The sequence below is a fragment of the Flavobacterium fructosi genome (assembly GCF_042787335.1).
GTDB lineage: Bacteria > Bacteroidota > Bacteroidia > Flavobacteriales > Flavobacteriaceae > Flavobacterium > Flavobacterium fructosi.
Window position 1 is genome coordinate 1 of record NZ_JBHZQA010000012.1, and the last position, 18764, is coordinate 18764.

Below are 18764 nucleotides of genomic sequence, written 5' to 3' on the forward strand. Positions count from 1 at the left end.
CTTTGAATACATTGAAATTTGGTACAACAGAAAAAGGAGACATTCTGCTTTGAATTATGCAACTATTGAAGAATTTAACAATCAAATTAATTACAAAAATGTAGCTTAACTTAATGTACACCTTTTATTTGCATATCCAAACAGTATCGTTATCAGTTGATAGGTATTTTTTTAATATTATTTGTGCCTTGTCCGAAATAGGAACTTGTACCATATTTTTGGTCTTCTGCATTCTCAGAGAAATAATTTTGTTATCTAAAATATCTTTTTTAGAAAGATCAATTACATCCGAATATCGTAAGCCTGTATAACAAGAAAAAAGAAACATATCTCGGGTAATATTTAAACCTTCTCCTCTTGGGAAATTACTAAATCGTATCTTTTCAATCAGTTTTAATTCAATGCGATTTAAATATTCAATTTTCGGTTCTTCTTGGGTTAATTTGAATTCATCGTAGGGATTTTTTTTAACAAGATTCTTTTTTAAAGCATTTCCAATAACCGCTTTTAAATTTTTATGTCTACTCCATCTTCCAGAGTTTCCAGTGTTAAATTTTGTACTTAAACAATTATCGAATTTTTCGATAAAACTCAAATTGATTTGACTTAATTTTATTTCCTTTTTAAATTGCTTCAGGCGCTTTCTTAATAGAACATAATGGTATTGTGTGCCTTCGCTTAGCTCGGTAAACTTTTTTTCGCAGAATTTATCATAGTACTCATAAAAGTCATCACTATCTTTTGTAGAATAAAACGATTTTACAAGCTCAATATTCAAATAAGTTCCTATAGACCTTTGCTCTCTTAAATAATCTTTAATTCTACTCATTTCATTATCTAACAGACTATTTTGAATACTTGATTTAGAACCCTTAAAAAATCCGTCTTTAGCATTCCAATCTGATTCTTCGGAATATTCTCCAGATGTTAATTTTAGGACTACTGAATTAATTGTTATTCGATAGTTCACTGGACAAGTTCCATCCATTTTTCTTTTATCCGTTCTCAGGATTGCTTTTACAGTAAAATTTTGTTTTATCATGATTTCTCTTTTTCTTATATTATAGACAGTAGCCATAATTTCTGAATAAAATTAATAAGAAAATTATTACAAAAAAATAATATAATTAACTTAAGTATCAGTGATGCAGTGTTTTGTATTTAAAAATTTAACATAATTTTTTAGCTTCCAACGAATTACAAAAAAACGATTTACAGTAAAATATTCTTTTTTTTTGGGGAAATAAAAACAAGTGTTAGTAAAATATACCCTCTTTTAACAGAATTTAGATTTCATGTTACATTTTCCTCTTTTTAGATATAAATCAGATTATTAGTAAAACAGACCTTATTTTATGGAATGAAGATTTTAAGTAAAAACTACCTGTTTTAAAGTAAATCAGACTATTAGTAAAACAGACCTTATTTTACGGAATAAAGATTTTAAGTAAAATTTACCTGTTTTAAAGTACATTAGATTTTTAGTAAAACAGATCTTATTTTAGGGAATATAGATTTCAAGTAAAAACGACTTGTTTTAAAGTATATAAGATTTTTAGTAAAACAGACCCTATTTTATGGAATAAAGATTTCAGGTAAAAATTCTCTGTTTTTAAACATTAAAATATATATATACAATAGGGGGTAAGAATGGGGGTAATAAAAATGATAAAAGATTAAAGGTATAAAAAAGAAAAAACCCCTATTTTACAGGGGTTTTAGTATCTTCGAAAGTTGACTACTTTCATATTTTGTGACCTTGACTGGATTATAACCGAACCTCTGTATGCTCACAGATTATAGCCTGTAAGAGCTATTTATTTTTGACGGGGGTAACTACGGGGGTAATTAACTGTTAATATCGTGATAAAACCATAGTCAAACATTTGGCTAAAATTTCACACCATATTGGTAGAATTTTCCGTCACCACTATCTCCTAAAAGAGTACAACCCAATTTTTCAATTATATGAATACTTATATAATTATCTTTATCAACATACATATAAACTCTATCTACTTCTTTTGAGTGCAGATATTCAAGAACACGATATAATACATGTTCCATAATTCCTTTTCCTCTAACACCTTCGCCAAGCCAAATATCAATAGTCCAATCGTCAATTTTCTCTCCACTGTCTCTATCGGTTGTCAAAGGAGAAAAACATATAATATAACCTATTGGCACAGATTCTCCCCCTACTGCAACAGCAAATGGTACACAATATTTATGTAAAAATCTACCTCTGAAGTCTAATAATTTTTTTTTTGCCTCAGCTTCATTTGAGCAATATGCTCCAGGGATATATTTTTTTGTTAAGGAATCACTTGAATTAGTAAAATATGCTTTTGATTCAAGCTCTATCTCTTTTAAAAAGATACTTCTTAAATGAACTCCATTCGCAATATCTATATTTGGGATATTATTAAATATTGTATCACAAGCCTTGTAATTTTCTGAATACATTTTTTTATCTTATTATGAATTAGTTTGCATAGTATATAACGTTTTGGGACAACAACGTTTTGAGACTAAATTAAGCCCTATTTTCGGATTTGCCAAATCATCTTTGTCGTTTAAATATATTTTGATTAATGTCCAATTTTTATTTTTCCATTATAGTTTTCGTGTAATTTTTTAATCGTATGTTCCGAAAAATACCAATAACAATTTTCTTTTATTCCGTTACGTCCTGTATCTCTAAATATATTAAGATTTGGTCTCATAACTACTCCATAAAGCATTTTAGTATCTTCGTCTGCAATTGAATTTATCTCGACAGCAGGTGTTTTCACGATTGCAATTGCAGTTATTGTACCGCCAATTGATTCATATAATGGCAAGTTATTGTATTCTCCTCTTAATATGAGCCTATTATCTATTAATTCAATTGAAAATCCTGTTTGTGTTTCAAATGTATTCATCTTTTTTTACTCTATTTCTATTTTATCAATTTCGTTCATTATTCTGTCGGTTTCTGATAACGCAACTATGATTTTTTGATAATGTGCAATATCGTCAAACTCTAACTTTCTGTCTTTTCTGTCTTTTAACCATTTTTGTGCTGGTTGATAACCGCCAATATAAAAATTCCACGCAACTTCTGGAACATTTTCAAAATATTGCGTTTCATTTACATAAACTTTTCCGCCTTTGTAATTTGGTTTTCTTACAATACAATCTCCGTCAATGTTAAATTCTGTAATGTAATCTTCTATTTTTGGACTTTCTAATAAATGTAGTTCTCTCAATCGTGAACCCAAATCTACTAAGTCAATAAAAGCTCTGATATTTTTTGGATATGGAATTTTTGGAAAATCTGTTTTTAAGAAATCTTTGTATTTAGTTCTGTATTTTGACGAATGTAAAACGGCATAAATATAGTCGAGAATATCAATTGGCGAAAATTGATTAGTTTCGACAGTTTGAATTTTTACATCTGCTTTTTCTGGTGAAAAAGATAAACCCAAATCGCTTGCGATTTTGTTTACTATTTCAGTATTTAAATTCGGAATTCTTTCTTCGTTTAATTCAGTTGTTAATTGCCCATTATTATCAGGATAAAGATATAAAGGAAAAAGATTTACGCCACCACGACGAAAGATATTAGCGTCAACAGGATTTTTAGAAACCGTTGTTAGACACCATTCTATATCGCCAACTGCTAAACCTTGTCTTCCAATTCCAAGCAATAAATTATCCTTATTGAAAGAATGTTGAATTAACTCTTTTCTTGGATAATCCATCATCACTGAACTAAAATAACAGCTTCTGTTATCAAAAGGTCTATAATTGCATTTTATAATTTTGTTTTCCCAATTAGTATCCTTTTGAATTTCTATTCTTGCTTTTTTTATTTGCCAATCACGATTATCAGAAATATCAAATAATTTCTGAATTGATAAATCGTCAATTTGATTGTCAATTAAAGCTAATGCTCTTTTTTCTATTACAGTTTTATCAAAATCAACTGCAAAATTATCTCTGTGTGTGGTAAAACCACCAACATTTACAGGGAATAACTTTAATAAATCAATACCATAATTATAATTTTTAAGTAATTTTTCATCTTGAAACTTGAATATATAGTTTGGGGAAAATGGCTTGATTTCTAAAAAATCAATATCATTTAATTTATTATTTGTTAAAAAATCATATTTCATTTCTCTTTTACCTAATAAATCATAAATGAAATATTTAGCTAATTCATTTGCTTTTTTCTTCCCCGTCTTTACAAAAATATTAATAGAAACGCCTTGCTCAATATCAAAAACATTTACATCAGCAGAACCATCTACTGCCGTTTCTTTTTTCTTGGCATTTCCGTGTAAATCTATTGTATAAATTTTGTCGTAAGTTTTTAATAAATTCCAACGCATACCTCTAAATGTTGGATTGTCTAAAAATCCGTGAGGATTTATAAACGCTAATATTCCTTCACCATTTCTCTCGATATAATGTTGACCATAACGTAAAAATTTTGCGTAATCATCATTAATATATTTTGAGTTCTGTTCCTTTAATTTTTCTTTTCCTCCTGGTTCTTTTTTGTAATCTTCCATTAATTGCGTGATCCATTCCCCTTTGTTTTTGCTCTCGCCACTATAAGGAGGATTACCAACAATACACATAACTGGAGTATCACGTTTTATAAAATTAGCTTCGTTGGCTTCACTACTTAACCAATTAGAAAATAGCGTTCCTGTGTCAGGATGACTTTCTTCTAAACTATTGGTTAAATATATTTTGAAACGTTGGTCTTTGGTTGGTTTAAAACCTGTTTCGGTTAGCAATAAATCCATTTGCAAATGTGCCATTGCATAACTTGCCATCAATAACTCAAATCCATTTAAACGTGGTAATAAATGTGTTTCTACATAATTGCTCCAAACACCTTGTTGCCCTTTAAATTTCGAGTGAATATGTTTTACAACTTCAGCAAGAAATGTTCCTGTTCCTGTAGCTGGGTCAAGAATTTGCACTTTGTGAACTTCTTCTTCTACTGTTCTAATATTGTCTTTAAATCGTTTGTCTGTTGCTTGAAGATTTACTTTTATTTTGGTTTTGCTATTATCAGCCAAACCTTGTGGTAAATCGAATTCTATTTTTAAAATTTCATCTACTGCACGAACTATAAAATTCACAACAGGTTTTGGTGTGTACCAAACACCACGAGCTTTTCGCAATTTTGGGTCGTATTCGCTCAAAAAAGTTTCATAAAAATGGATAATTGGATCTTCCATTTTTGTTGATTTCCCATAATTTTTCAAGATTTCGGCAACGTTACACGCCAAGAAAATTTCTACTAAACTATCTACAATCCATTTAATTCTGTCATCAATATCTGGTCCAGCGATATAGCCAAATAATTTTCGTAGAAAAGGATTTGATTTTGGTATTAATTCTGATGCTTCTTGTCTTGAAAAAGTTGGTAAAGTTGGGTCGTGTAAACGTGCAGCAAACATTCCGTAAGCAATTGTTTGAGCGTAAACATCGGCAAAGCCTTTTGGAGTAATATCGTGAATTAAGATTTCTTTGAAAGCGTTCATTTGGTCTTTCAAAGTACTGTCTTCACTATTGTTTTCATCGTTAGTCAAAGCCAATTCAATAACATCAGAAAGTAGGCGGGCTTTGCCCGCCATCATTTCTGCAAGTTTTTTTGAGCTTTTTATGGTTTGTCCAACGAATGAACAAAAGTCTTTTAGTAAATTGGTAAATGTTGCAAAATTATTAGGTAACGCAACGATAGTCCCGTTTTGAATTTCTGCAATTGCAATTTTAGTAATGAAAACACCTTCAATATAAAGATGAAAATCCAAATAATCGGTAAAAATTAAATTTGGTAAAGCTGATTTATATCTGTCGAATTGTTCTTTGTTCCCTGTTTTCTTTACACCTGATAAATCTTTGTCGCCAATATCTTTGGCTTCGATGTAACCGATTTCAATATCTTTTTTTGTCAATATATAATCAGGCGCACCACAAGTAATTCTTTTCGGTTCGTTCGTCGCTCTGATTTCGGGAATTAAACTTTCTATAAGTTGTTGCAAATCTCCACGAAAAGTATGTTCCGTCGCATTTCCAAGTTTATATCTTCGGTTTATATTGTCAATATATTGTTCTAAATTCATTTAATTTTTGTCAATTATTGTGAAATACAAAGATAATTTTTTAATCGAATTTTTCTCGGGTATTTCGGTTCTCGGAGCATTACACCCAACGTTATGCCACTTTGAGATGGCTGGAAGTTCGTAACCGCTCAATTTTCGGCTTAACGAAAACTTGATGCGAAACGATAATTCCACTAAATTCTAGCTAGCTCAATGGCTTTTAGTGGCTGACGTTTTTATTTAATATTTTGAACCTTTTTCTAATTTATCAAGACGATTTATTAAACCAATATTTGGGTTATTATTTTTCAAAATATGTTTAGCTCTGCATTTTTTTGAGAGCATTTTTAATGATTGTAAATCTTCAATTTCAGTTGCTTTATATTCAATGTTAAAATTCAAAACTGATAGAGTATCTGAAAGGAAATAAGAGTTTTTATCCAAACTAACTATATAATTATCAATAACCTCACGCCATTTTTTTGGTCTTTCGGCCATAATTAGTAACATAAGTTCATGTTTAAGTAAACTATTTGTTTCATTTATAGCCTTATCTATAATAAGTGGACCAATTTTAATTGAATAAATGTCATCTTTGAAAATTTTTACAATATTTGTTGGTATTGCTAATAATACTGCTAATCTTTTTTGGACTGGGTCGTCAATTTTAAAATCATCTTCATTTAAATTAAATCGTGCTCCTTCAAATGCAACATTACCATTATCAGCCAAAAATGGTGCTAACACAATTAATATTTTGTTAATCTCATTCCAACCTTGTGTTATTTGATTTATTAATTCTTTTTTTAGCTGAGAATCAGTAACAAAATCACTATTTCTAAGTGCTCGTGAAGTTGCTGAAATTTGACGCATTAACACTAAAACTGAATAGTCTCTCATTACAGAATTGAAAACTTGATTATATGGTTTCGCTTGATTATAATGTTTATCAGCATATTTGTCTTTAACTTCGTCTGGTAAACCAGAAGAAATAACATTAGAACCAATTTTTTCTTCTTCTTTTTCTAAAGTTTGAATATCTGGAACCCATTGAATAGCTTTAAAAGGATTTAAATCATTTGGTATTTGTACTTTTGCTCTAACTATTTGTAGAGTTTCCTCTAAATCTTTATTTAGTAAAATTAAAGCATCTTCTTTATTTCTATCAATTCCTGTATAAAACTCAATTATTTCTGGATAATCAATGTATTTTTTTTCTGTATATATTTTTTCACGGAATTTTAGATTCATATTCATTCTTTGAGCGATAAAATAAAATACCCAATACGAGTTTTTAAAATAATTTAAATTTGAACTGGTACTCCCAATTATTGAATTATCTTTTAGTGCATTTAATAGATAGTTTAAATCAAGATTAATAAAATTGTCATCACAGAATTTAATTAACTCTTCTTTAAAATATTGGTCGCTGAATTCAAAATCGGTTCTCAAAATTAGCAACTCACATAAATATCCCAAAACGAAGCTACAATCTTTTACATCAGGCTTTTTGTCATGATAAGTAGGTAATTCATAGTCTTGAAAAATTCCATTTAGAATAGTTTCTAATAATTTTGTTCGATTAATCGGACTGTAATCATCAACCATTTTTGAAGTTGCCCTTAATATTGAAATACAGTTTTTAACTGTCCGATGCATATTTAAAGTCTCCAAATCTTTCGTTACCTTAGATAATGTGTTTTCACAATCTTCAACAAATGATTTTGCTTTTGCGTATGATAAAACAACTTTTCTTACTTCTGCTTGTGGTAATGGTAGTAAATATAATGAATTGAAAGTTCTTCTTATTTCAACTTTATCATCATCTGATTTTAGAAAGAAATTGTTATCAAGAGTGTTAAGTAATATTATTGGAATACTTTTATATTCATCACAAACATTTTTTATCATTTGCATTATTCCATTTTCATCAAAACAAACGGAATCTACAATTATGCAATCAATATTTTCGCTATCTTTTAAAAAGCAATTTTGTGATACACTAAGTATATCTTTTACTATTTTATGCTTTTTGGTTGTTTTTGAATCGATATAAACAAATTTCTTTCCTGCTTTCCAAGCATTTAACTTTAAATAATGAGCTAACGATGTTAGACCAAATTCCGAAGGTGCTTTAATTATAATATTTGTTGGATTTTCAATTAAAGAAAATAACTCAACTCTGTTTTCCTCATTTTTTGTTGGATTAATTGGTATTTCTCGCTGGGCACTAATAATTGGCTCAATCCAAACTGGACTTAATTCATTGTATGATTTAAGTGATTGATTTAATTCGTCTTCTAATTTTTTAAGTATAATATCAACTTTTTTAATTTTCTCATTTGGGTTAGTAATTGGTGAAAGTTCAGATATAAACATATTTAGTTTTGCTTCTAATTTTTCTTCAAACTGTTCACAAGAATTAAAGTCAATGTATAACCCATTATTACTGATGCTATTTTTAAAAGTAATCACCTTTTTACGTTGTTCTAAAATTTCATTAATTTTAGGATGGTCTATATCAACTTCATCTTTACCAAAATAAAACATAATTCTTGGAATTGAATTTTCTGATTTTGTCTTGCGTTCTAAGGCATCATTAAATTCATGTTCAGTTCCACTTCCTGCTTTTTTTGTAGCATGACCAAATCGGTTTTTCATAATTCCTATGAATATATCATAATTTGATTTTAGGATATATTCATCAATAATTTCTTGCCCATTTCTCCCCATATCTGGAAGAACGTCATATTCCCACATAAAAGTTTTAAAATTAATTTTGAGATGGGTTGCTAAAGCACCCTTGTTTATTTTATTTATTATTGCTTCGCAAAGTTCTCTTTCCTTTTCACAGTCACCAGGTGAAGAAATAAAACATTTGAATATTTTTAGTGTTTCCATTTTTTGTTTTAATTACAGATTTTTCTAATGAATTTTGTTACATTACGTTTTTTTACGCTTACTGGTAACTAGTATATATTCGCCACAAACTAGCGACTATACACCCACTTTCAAGTAGATTGGCGTAGGTTTGTTCCGCTTTATTTCTTTTTCAAAAATAAGAATAAATACTTACAAATCATCGAAAGGACTTTTTATTTGCTGTATGATTTAGTACTTATATGAGAAAATAGCTTTAATAAAAAATGAGCTAGAATCATTGAAAAATTCATCTAGCTCACGTTATTTTTCAGAATAATAAATTATCTTTTAAAAAGGCAGATTAAGGCATTAATTTGATTTTAATTTTCTAATTCGCTTTCGTCTTTTACTAACTAAAGGGAAATTTCCCCAAGCAACAGAATTCCAAAGTAGAATTTCGTTCTCGACCGCATTGTTTGAAAGCCATTCTTCCGCTTCTCTAATCATAGCAATAACAGCCTCCGTTTTTTTCGAAGCAAAAAGTTGATGATTACATTTCTTGTTTAGAATCCAATTCTTAACAGTTTTGGAATTAGTGTAAATAGGTAAATTACGCTTGACTTTTTTTGAGAGTTTTATCAAATCAATAATAGCTATAAAATCAGCTATGTTCTTAGTCCCAATAATCGGTAACTGTTTCTTTTTTACATTATTTGTAGAAGTCGACAGATTCCATTGATAAGACATTTCGCCAAAATTATTTGGACAATTTCCATTAACGATAAATGATTTAGTAGAGTAGGGTGAAGGCGGTATAGAAGTTGAAGTACTGTTTGTGGATTCAGAATATTCTGCGAATGCTTTTTCCGCTTCGTCAAGAGATTCAAATGATTTATGCAGAGTACCGCTAAATCCGTTAACTTGTTTATTACACTCGTTCCAATTATCATAAATCCCTGTTTTGTAGCCTTTAAAGACTACATAGTATTTGTTATTTTGCATAATTTGTATTTTTGTTTTTAGATTATATTCTGGCATTCATTAATTGTATATGTATTATTTTCAAAATCTAGTAGTTCAATTAGCACTTTAAGCTGTTTAATTATACCACAAGCAGTTGTTTTTTAATTTAAATCAAGTTCTATATCAGTTTTACTTACAGTATATAGATTAGTATATGTGATTTTATATTTTAGTCTGATATGGTTGTACTTGTTTACTATTCGTATTTGTTCCATTTCCCTATTAGAGGGGTTTCCTTTGCTATATTATTAATAGTTATATATCGGTTGAATATCGGCTCATGATTATTGCTTTTTCTTCAACCGCCTCACGGACTACTTTATGATAGTCAGAAAGTGTATTTGCTTCAAATTTTTTCATAAGATTTATAAAATGATTACGTTCCTCTTTTTTGTCCCTGACCGACGAATTAATTATTTGATAAATTGAATCGACACCAATTTCATTGATTAACATTACAGAAAAATAATCTTTCAATTCTCTTCTTGTTGCGTATTGCTTTTTCAGAATAAAAGTTGGGCTTTGTACTTGAACCATTTCTATTTTGAGATAAGTATTTTTCCAATAATCAATCAAAAAGCCCCAGTTGTTTTTTATGTGATTCAATGTTTTTACTTTTTCCTTTAAAGGCGTATTGCTTGGGCATTTTAATTTTATCTCGAAGCGGAGTACAAACACACCTTTGGTAATTTTGTCTCTAAGGGACTTATTTGCACCTCTATCTTTGAATATCTCTTTGATTTTGTCATAAGCGATTAGTTCATAATTTAGAGCTTTGAAATAAACAGTTTCGTCTTTTATTAGGGCTTTTCCTAATCTAGGGTACGATGACATACTGGGAATAATGCAATCATATTTTCTTTTTAATTTGATGTTACCTCCAATCTCCAAATAAGTTACCTTCGATTCCCAAAAATCAATCTGTTTTACGTTTAGCCTTTTAGATAAAATCGCAATGCAATGCAGGAACGTTTTATAATTGAAGTCCATTACAGCATTTGTGTTCCCAAAATACCATTTTCTTAAACTACCAGATACTGTAAATCCCCTGAACTCTTCATTGGCACTAATTATCAAAAAAGAATCTTTTTCTGTGTAGGTTTGGTTACGGTATAATTTAAATTTAAAATTTAAACTGTCGGAAATTGGACAAGGAACTACATTGAACGGGTTGCCCAATGTAGTTAAGTCTAATTTTATGGATTTATTTTTAATTATAATCCTATCCATACATGGCTCTTTCAAGGTCTTCCCTTATCAATAGATCAGCTTCTTCTTGTACTTCTGTTCTTGCATCAAGTTTTCTCAAAGCTTTTTTCATTGGACATATTCCCGAAATTAAATCAGCTATAGCTTTATCAGTTCTTACTTTTTTATAATTTGCTTTATATTCTGAAAGTATTGCTCGAAGCATACCAGCATCCTTATTTTCAATGTATAGTTCGATATCATTCAAAGGAGTAAGAATCTTAATATATTTTTTGTATTCTTGCTCGTAAGTCATAATTTTATTAATCATAGCGATTGTTTTTTTAGTTTTTCAGCGATTAGTTCAACATTGGTTTTAAAGTAGCTTCTGTAATTTGGAGTATTTGAATCCTCGAATTTTTCATAAATGTCAATGTATTTCTTGCGATACTCATATAATTTTTTTGAGATCATCTTGTCGTTGATTAGTTGTCTAAAATTTTCAAGTCCATAATGCTTGATTCCAACATATATAAGATAACCACTCATTTTCGTCATATTTGCATTGTTTAAATAATCCGATATTGCGGGACTGAAACTGTCTATAATCACAAGATTGTTTAGTTGGTTTTCCCATTCGTCGACCATTTGATTCCAATTTTCTAAGACATCTGCCAGATAACGTGCATTATTTTTTAAAAATTTGTCATTAGGTACATTTTTGGATTCTATCTGAAAATGTATATAAAAATCAATTTTTGTTTCGTTCGCAATTTCAGGGAGGTTCTTTTTTTTTATAATTAAGCAGTTTTTGTCCTTGCCCCAAAATTTAATTTTTGTTCTTCCTGTTGTTGATTTATTTTTTAAGGTTTTGTGATCAAAAATGCAACTCATAAAATTAGCATGCTCTTTTCTAAAAGCAATTTTTGCTTTCCAAGTCAATTCACTAATTGTTGCATGAGATGTAAAACTTGCAATTGACAGTTTTTTAGAAAGTAAATTGATACAATCATTATAAGACGATTTTGAGAAATCTTCACTTGCGTTGTCACCCAAATACCAATCCTGTATACTATCCAAAATGTTAATTCTAAAATAATCATGGTGCTTAGTCAATTGTATTTTCAAAAATCTGTCATCATCAAAATCTGTTGATGATTTGTCGTCATGAAAGAAAAGTTTCCCTTCATAATATTTAAATTCGCTATTATAATTAGTTCTTTTTAATTCTAAATTTATTGACATGGTATTGAACCATTTTGAATCATCTTTTATTCTTAAATGCATTTTAGTAACGTCTACCATAATTTTGTTTTTTTAAATAATTTTCAAACTCGGCTTTCGTAAATAACCGTTTTGTCTTTTTGCCTGTGTTTCTGAATTTCAGTCCACTTCTGACAAACCGTTCTAATGTTGAAGAACTGATATTATAGATTGTACAAATTTGTTTTGAAGTGTGTTGTTCTTCATCTTTAGGGAGTTTAGAAATTCTGTTAATCACTTCACAGATAATTTCTTCCTTAAGCTCAAGCAGCTCTTCTTTTCTTGAAAGATGTAGCTGTTCAGATGGCTTGCCAGCAAATTTTTCATTAGTCATAATAAATTCTTTAAATGTTTATAATTATAATAACTAAGTTGATTTTACAAGAAAGCCTTTTTTGAATGCCTTACGCAATTTTTAAATTTTAATACATTGTAATTGAGGGTTTTATTCTTTTTTAAAAAAATAAATACGAATTTGATAAATTCTGTTTTATACCCAAATCTAGTTAAAAAACATGAGCATTTGCGATAAAAAGCTTTTTGCGTTGGAAAAAAAAAGATAACGCAATTAACTGAATTACTTAATTTTTCTGAAAGGAAGAAAACCAAAACGGGATTGTAAAAGCTTACGGTATGGGGAGGAGCAAAGAGTATTTATTATTTATGGAATTGAAGTCAGAATAGGGTAGGCAATTGCCAAAGTATAATCTGTATGGGAAGAATTAAGTCAAGGGTGAATATATAAAAGCCTCCGAAGTGGAGGCTAGTATTTTTTAGTTTTAAAAAATTATACTTTTTTTATTGTAAATAATTATTCGTATTTAGTGTCGGTACTTTTGCTTAGTGGCTGACAAAATTAGTCTTTGCGATTAATATTCTTTTTTCTAATATACCCTCTTGTCAAAATTCCATTTTCGTTGGTAAATTCCATTTTTATGAAATAATTTGTTTCTTCCAGACTATTAAAATTTGTTCCATTTTCAACATTTCCAATAACTTCGGAATTTTTATCAGGTTCTATATAAATTTTTGATTGTTCTGTAGCAATATATTCATAATTTTCACTTTGATTTATTCCAAAATTATTCAAATTTGGTTTTAGCACAAAATAAGAACCAAAAACAATTAAAATTAGCCATAATATTTTTGAAATTGTAATATTGTTAGGGTTAGAAATATTTTCTGCTTTTTGAAATTCATTTTGTCTTTTTTTAGCAAAATCTTGTTTCTCAAAATAAATCTCCGTCAAAGAATTTACTTTTGGATAATCTACTTTCGGTTTTTGGGCAGTAGGATCTGAATAGTTATTTGAATTATTTGTGCTTTGATAATTTGAGTTATTGTTATTCAAAGTAAAATCGAAAGATTTTCTTTTTGTAGTGTCTGACAATATTTCTTTTGCTTCGTTTATATTTTTGAACATTTCTTCTAAAAATTTATCTCCGTCATTTTTGTCTGGATGAAATTTTAAAGATAATTTTCGATATGCTTGTTTAATTTCTTCTTGAGTTGCATTTTTTTGCAATCCCAAAATATCATAGTAATTCTTTTGAGTCATATTTATCTTCTAAATGAAAAGTATATAATTATTGCGATAGCAATAATTAATAATACGATTGTTGAATTTCTTTTACGTGCCTCATTTGCTTTGTCAATCATATTTACACAATTAACGCAAACACTTTGTTTTCTATAATGTGTTGAATTACCAAACGAAACTCTTTTTCCATAATTGACTCTATTTGTTGTTCCCACATAAATTTCTCGTTTATAAACTTCTGTCGGTTGCATGTAAACTCCGCAATTGCTACAATTTGGCATATTTTATTTTTTTAAAGGTCTTTCCAACCTGCAACTTTATAATTTTCTACGATAACTTCAAGTCTGTATTTGTAAGTGTTTAATCGAGTTCTGTAACCGTTATAATACCATTTTTCAGTTACTTTATCTTTGAAAAAACTTTCTTTAATTTCTCCTGCTCTTCCCAATGCGACTGAAAGTAAAATGTCAGGCATTCCCATCCAAATTGTTCCTTTTGCTACTTTTTCTGCGTAATCTGAATTATATTGTTTTTCAATTTCAGCAATAAGTTCTTGTTTTGCTGAATGCATTTCTTTATTTGCTTTTAACATTGAATTTTCAGCAATCTCAATTTCGTTATTTCTGTTTATTGTATCTAAAATATGTACAATCAAATTGTATATGAAGTAGAGTAAAATAATTCCACAAATCATAGAAAAGATTAAAGTTTTATTTGTCATAGCACATCAATTGTATTTTTTTAATTACCGCTATTTTGTATATAATTTAATTCAACACTAACTAAGTAGTATCCTTTGGCTAATCCTGTTGTTAATTGATTAGAATCAATAGTAACTTTGCGATTTCCATCCTCATAAACAGATTTGTCCCCTTTTTTTTCTTTTAGTTCAAAACCTTGATAAGGAAGATTTTTTAATATTAGTTTTTGTAATTCTAAATCATTACATACAAATTCAGTTATCTCTGACCTATAATCTGTCTCTAGTCCAACGGTTATATTTCTATGTAAAATTTGATTTCTTTTATCTTTGAAATATGAGTATGTGTATCTATTTATTATTTTTTTTTTGTCTTTGGAATATCCTTCGAAAGGCTTACTGATTTCCCAAGTATGCTGTAAATTTTCAGTTAACCCAAATACGGATAATTCCGAAACTTGTAATAAATCAGATAAATTATTAATTTGAGAATTTGCATTCCCAAAATAAAGGGTTATTGCGATTGTTAAAAGTATTTTTTTCATGAGTTTTTTTTATTTTTTTTATTAATTTAAGATAGCTTATCTAGAGTTTGTAAATTACTCTGCACATTCAAAGTCAATGGTTTTAATCATAGTTGAAATGCTTTTATTGTTTTTCAATATCTCGGCTTTTAAATAAATCTTCTCGCAACCTGTATCACTGAGTAGAAATAGTAATTTATGTTTTTTTATTGCATCATCTGAAAGAAAGTTAAATGTTTGTGTTTGCTGTAGCAAAACCCTTGTACCTGCGGTAGCAGTAACCTTAATGATTTGATTTCTTGTTATCTGGTTATTGGATGTAATTTCGATTATCACTATTGTTTGATGTGAATTACCTTTTACGCCAAAGCCTTCACCGATAATCACATTGTTGAGACCGATTCCATCATTGTCAATTACGTTATCTGAAAATGTACCGCTAAAATCTTCATTTTCAAAGTTGTCGTTTTTTTCGTTATAAAATAGTTTAGCTTGAATGCTAGAAATCTTTGTTTGTGCAACCATTAACATTGTTGAGAATAAAATGAGTAATGTTAATATTTTGTTGAGTGCTTTCATGTTTTTCATTTAATAATAATATTCAGTGAAATCTTTTGACCCAACTTCATATTTTTTGTCGCTATAGTTATCTTTTGTGTTTTTAAATTCTCTAACAACTACTCCTGATTTTGTAAAATCAAATATCTCTTTAGATGTATTACTCGGGTCTCTGCCTGGCTCTGTATATGTTAAGAAAAATCTCTTCCCTTCCATTTTTTCAATATCTGATGCAAATTCGTCCCAGCCTGTTGATCTCATCTGAAATTCACTAAATTTTTTAGAATCTTTTACATATTTGAAATATTCAATTACATTCGCTTCGCTGTAGGTGTCAATAATTGTCCCGTCTAATTTTACATGCCAGCCTTTTAATCCTTTGGTATGAATTTCGAATGATTCGACGGTTGAACCTGTAACCGAATCTGAACTTGAATCCGTGCAGCTCATTACGCTAAATGATAGTATAGCTCCCAATAATAATTTTTTCATTTTGTTTAATGTTAATCGTTAATCAATTGATGTTTCATCAATGGTTTTAAAATCAAAATCTTTTTTGCTCTTATTTGTTTTATACACTATGTAACTCTTTGCATTCGATACATATTTATCAACCATCATTTGTGTGTAATGTTCAGCTCCCTCGTTATCAGTAAATAGTGGTTCTTGTGTTTGTGAGAAAAAGGTTTTATAACGTTCACCTTGTTTTACAAAATATGTCCAAATGATAATATTTAAGTGTTTATATTTTCCATTTTCTTCATCCTGATCAATGTAATGTTTTTCTTGAGCGACATCGACAACTATATAGAAAGTACCAGTAACATATTCATCCTCTTCATGATTAAACATAGAACCTTTTGCGGTATAATATGGATATTGACTGATCGATTGATCTACTATCTCATCAAGGGTTTTATAATCTCCAGCTGCATTAATACGCTTCCTATTTTCATGTTCTGGTTTTTGTATCGAGTAAACTACTTCAACTTCTGTTGTACCAATTGTATTTGTTTTTTTCGCTATAAAAGTTCTAGCTTGACTGATTTTATCACCAATATATTCGTATCTAAAAAGGGTAATTACTACAACACAGCCAATAAATAATTTAATCATTGGATTAATATAAAACGATTTATTGTTCATTCTTTGTGATTCGTTAGTAAGAGTAATATTTGCATAAGGAGCACTTAGGTTATGGTTTCTGCCAAGAACTTTATAATATTCATTTAAAGTTCCGTTTGGTTTTTTTTTTTTTTTTTTTTTTTCATTCATGAAATGAACTGTAAGATTTTTGCTCCATATTAATTTTAAGCTAAGATATAAAATTAATTCTAATAAATGCGGTTTTTTACATTGCTCAAAAGCTTCAATTTCACGGATTGAAATGAGTAACGAAGAAACCGACATATTATCAGACAAAATAGAAAAAGTTGCCCAAAAAATAAAGCAACTCAGAAAGGATAAAGGCTATACCAGTTTTCAAGCCTTTGCGTTTGACAACGATATTAATAGAGTACAATACTGGAGAGTGGAAAAAGGTCATAACATTACGCTAAAAACCTTTTTCAAAATTCTCCAAATCCATAACCTAACCCCAGAAGAGTTTTTCAAGGATTTTAGTTAAATGTTTTAATGCTTTTAAGCATTTTTGATAAATCTTCAACACTATTATCAACGTATCGTTGAGTCATTTTAATATCTTTATGACCTAACAATTTCATTATTTTGAAAGAGTTGACATCGCTATTAGCCATTGTAGAAGCAAAAGTGTGACGTCCCATATGAAAATGGACTTTTTTCTTTATTTTACACAAAGAAGCGATTGTTTTTAAATCCCTGTTAACGGTTACGTTACATCGATTAGGAAAAATGCTTTCATTACCTGATGAGCTGTATTTTTTTAATATTAATTTTGCCTTATTTGTAATCGGAACCTTTACCATATTTTTGGTCTTCTGCATTCTCATCGAAATAGTTTCGCTATCGAGAATATCATTTTTTGAAAGACCTATTACATCGGAGTATCTCAATCCTGTATAACAAGAAAATAGGAACATATCTCGGGTAATATTTAGACCTTCACCTTTAGGGAAATTACTAAATATTATTTTTTCAATTAGCATTAACTCGATAGGATTTAAATAATCAATTTTAGTTTCTTCTTGTATTAATTTGAATCCATCATATGGATTTTTTTTAATGATATTGTTTTTTAAAGCATTTCCAAGAACCGCTTTTAAATTTTTATGTCTGCTCCATCTACCAGAGTTTCCAGTATTAAATTTTGTACTTAAAAAAGAATCAAATTTTTCGATAAAACTTAAATTAATTTGACTTAATTTTATTTCCTTTTTAAATTGCTTTAGGCGTTTTAACAATATTTCATAATGGTATTGCGTTCCTTCGCTTAGTTCCGTGAATTTTTTTTCGCAGAATTTGTCATAGTATTCATAAAAATCATCTTTATCATTCGTAGAATAGAACGATTTTACAAGCTCAATATCCAAATAATTCCCTATTGACCTTTGCTCCCTTAGATAATCTTTAATTCGGCTCATTTCATTATCTAGTAAGCTATTTTCATAACTAGATTTAGAACCTTTAAATGCGCCCTCTTTTGGATTCCACTTGTTTTCCTCGCAATATTCGCCTGAGGAAAGTTTTAATACATTAGAGTTAATTGTAACTCGATAATTAATTGGACATGTTCCGTCGATTCTCTTTTTATCCTTTCGTAGGATAGCTTTAACTGAAAAATTTTGATTGCTCATAGTATTTGTATTTTTCTATATAATAGACGCTGAAAACATTTTCAAGAATAAATATATAAAGAAAAATCTTACAAAAAAAATATAAAATACAGTGAAACAATGGTTTAAAAGTTTGTTTTTAACATATTTTGGTAAATCCCAATTTGTTATGAATTTTAGACATTATAAATTTGTTACCCCATTTTAGAGATAGTTTTATTTAACTTTGAAAAAGTGATTTTT

19 protein-coding genes are annotated in these 18764 nt (G+C 28.9%); 1 reads left to right on the plus strand and 18 read right to left on the minus strand.

The genetic code is table 11. From position 1 onward, the window contains the following. Nucleotides 1-124: 124 nt before the first annotated feature. From ACFX5D_RS14605 to ACFX5D_RS14685, 17 genes are all read right to left on the minus strand, one after another. Nucleotides 125-1042 (minus strand): tyrosine-type recombinase/integrase, encoded by a 918-nt coding sequence (locus tag ACFX5D_RS14605; RefSeq protein ID WP_379858945.1) that lies wholly within the window; start codon nucleotides 1040-1042, stop codon nucleotides 125-127. Nucleotides 1043-1890: 848 nt separating this feature from the next. Next, the gene (locus ACFX5D_RS14610) at nucleotides 1891-2466 is read right to left on the minus strand and encodes a GNAT family N-acetyltransferase (protein WP_379858946.1); all 576 of its coding nucleotides are present in this window, start codon (nucleotides 2464-2466) and stop codon (nucleotides 1891-1893) included. 125 nt (nucleotides 2467-2591) lie between these two features. After that, nucleotides 2592-2924, minus strand: a complete 333-nt coding sequence (locus ACFX5D_RS14615) for a hypothetical protein (RefSeq protein ID WP_379858947.1) — start codon at nucleotides 2922-2924, stop codon at nucleotides 2592-2594. Nucleotides 2925-2930: 6 nt separating this feature from the next. Continuing rightward, nucleotides 2931-6131, minus strand: coding sequence for a type ISP restriction/modification enzyme (locus tag ACFX5D_RS14620; protein ID WP_379858948.1), 3201 nt, complete (start codon nucleotides 6129-6131; stop codon nucleotides 2931-2933). Between the two features lie 219 nt (nucleotides 6132-6350). Beyond that, nucleotides 6351-9011 (minus strand): DUF4062 domain-containing protein, encoded by a 2661-nt coding sequence (locus tag ACFX5D_RS14625; RefSeq protein WP_379858949.1) that lies wholly within the window; start codon nucleotides 9009-9011, stop codon nucleotides 6351-6353. Nucleotides 9012-9341: 330 nt separating this feature from the next. Then, nucleotides 9342-9974 carry a ribonuclease H1 domain-containing protein gene (locus ACFX5D_RS14630; protein WP_379858950.1) on the minus strand — a complete coding sequence of 211 codons (633 nt, stop codon included), beginning with the start codon at nucleotides 9972-9974 and terminating at the stop codon, nucleotides 9342-9344. Between the two features lie 276 nt (nucleotides 9975-10250). Beyond that, the gene (locus tag ACFX5D_RS14635) at nucleotides 10251-11225 is read right to left on the minus strand and encodes a hypothetical protein (protein WP_379858951.1); all 975 of its coding nucleotides are present in this window, start codon (nucleotides 11223-11225) and stop codon (nucleotides 10251-10253) included. Further along, the gene (locus tag ACFX5D_RS14640) at nucleotides 11218-11499 is read right to left on the minus strand and encodes a hypothetical protein (protein WP_379858952.1); all 282 of its coding nucleotides are present in this window, start codon (nucleotides 11497-11499) and stop codon (nucleotides 11218-11220) included. Before ACFX5D_RS14640 ends, ACFX5D_RS14635 begins: the two co-directional genes overlap by 8 nt. 11 nt (nucleotides 11500-11510) lie before the next feature. Continuing rightward, nucleotides 11511-12488 (minus strand): hypothetical protein, encoded by a 978-nt coding sequence (locus ACFX5D_RS14645; RefSeq protein WP_379858953.1) that lies wholly within the window; start codon nucleotides 12486-12488, stop codon nucleotides 11511-11513. Continuing rightward, entirely contained in the window at nucleotides 12472-12780 is a 309-nt protein-coding gene (locus ACFX5D_RS14650; protein WP_379858954.1) for a helix-turn-helix domain-containing protein, read from the minus strand. Before ACFX5D_RS14650 ends, ACFX5D_RS14645 begins: the two co-directional genes overlap by 17 nt. 522 nt (nucleotides 12781-13302) lie before the next feature. After that, complete coding sequence (locus ACFX5D_RS14655) at nucleotides 13303-14004, minus strand: J domain-containing protein (RefSeq protein ID WP_379858955.1); 702 nt, start codon at nucleotides 14002-14004, stop codon at nucleotides 13303-13305. Between the two features lie 2 nt (nucleotides 14005-14006). Continuing rightward, entirely contained in the window at nucleotides 14007-14267 is a 261-nt protein-coding gene (locus ACFX5D_RS14660) for a hypothetical protein (protein WP_379858956.1), read from the minus strand. Between the two features lie 11 nt (nucleotides 14268-14278). Beyond that, nucleotides 14279-14707, minus strand: coding sequence for a hypothetical protein (locus ACFX5D_RS14665; protein WP_379858957.1), 429 nt, complete (start codon nucleotides 14705-14707; stop codon nucleotides 14279-14281). A 20-nt stretch (nucleotides 14708-14727) separates the two neighbouring features. Further along, nucleotides 14728-15231, minus strand: coding sequence for a hypothetical protein (locus tag ACFX5D_RS14670; protein WP_379858958.1), 504 nt, complete (start codon nucleotides 15229-15231; stop codon nucleotides 14728-14730). A 54-nt stretch (nucleotides 15232-15285) separates the two neighbouring features. After that, entirely contained in the window at nucleotides 15286-15789 is a 504-nt protein-coding gene (locus tag ACFX5D_RS14675; protein ID WP_379858959.1) for a hypothetical protein, read from the minus strand. A 9-nt stretch (nucleotides 15790-15798) separates the two neighbouring features. Further along, complete coding sequence (locus ACFX5D_RS14680) at nucleotides 15799-16260, minus strand: hypothetical protein (RefSeq protein ID WP_379858960.1); 462 nt, start codon at nucleotides 16258-16260, stop codon at nucleotides 15799-15801. Between the two features lie 18 nt (nucleotides 16261-16278). Next, nucleotides 16279-17043: a hypothetical protein gene (locus ACFX5D_RS14685; RefSeq protein ID WP_379858961.1), complete on the minus strand. Its 765-nt coding sequence runs from the start codon at nucleotides 17041-17043 to the stop codon at nucleotides 16279-16281. A gap of 112 nt (nucleotides 17044-17155) precedes the next feature. Between ACFX5D_RS14685 and ACFX5D_RS14690 the strand changes: the two genes are divergently transcribed. Beyond that, a complete protein-coding gene (locus tag ACFX5D_RS14690) occupies nucleotides 17156-17395 on the plus strand; it encodes a helix-turn-helix transcriptional regulator (RefSeq protein ID WP_379858962.1) in 240 nt (79 codons plus the stop codon). Here the strand turns inward: ACFX5D_RS14690 and ACFX5D_RS14695 are convergent. Beyond that, the gene (locus tag ACFX5D_RS14695; RefSeq protein WP_379858963.1) at nucleotides 17388-18542 is read right to left on the minus strand and encodes a tyrosine-type recombinase/integrase; all 1155 of its coding nucleotides are present in this window, start codon (nucleotides 18540-18542) and stop codon (nucleotides 17388-17390) included. The genes ACFX5D_RS14690 and ACFX5D_RS14695 overlap by 8 nt on opposite strands. Nucleotides 18543-18764: the final 222 nt, after the last annotated feature.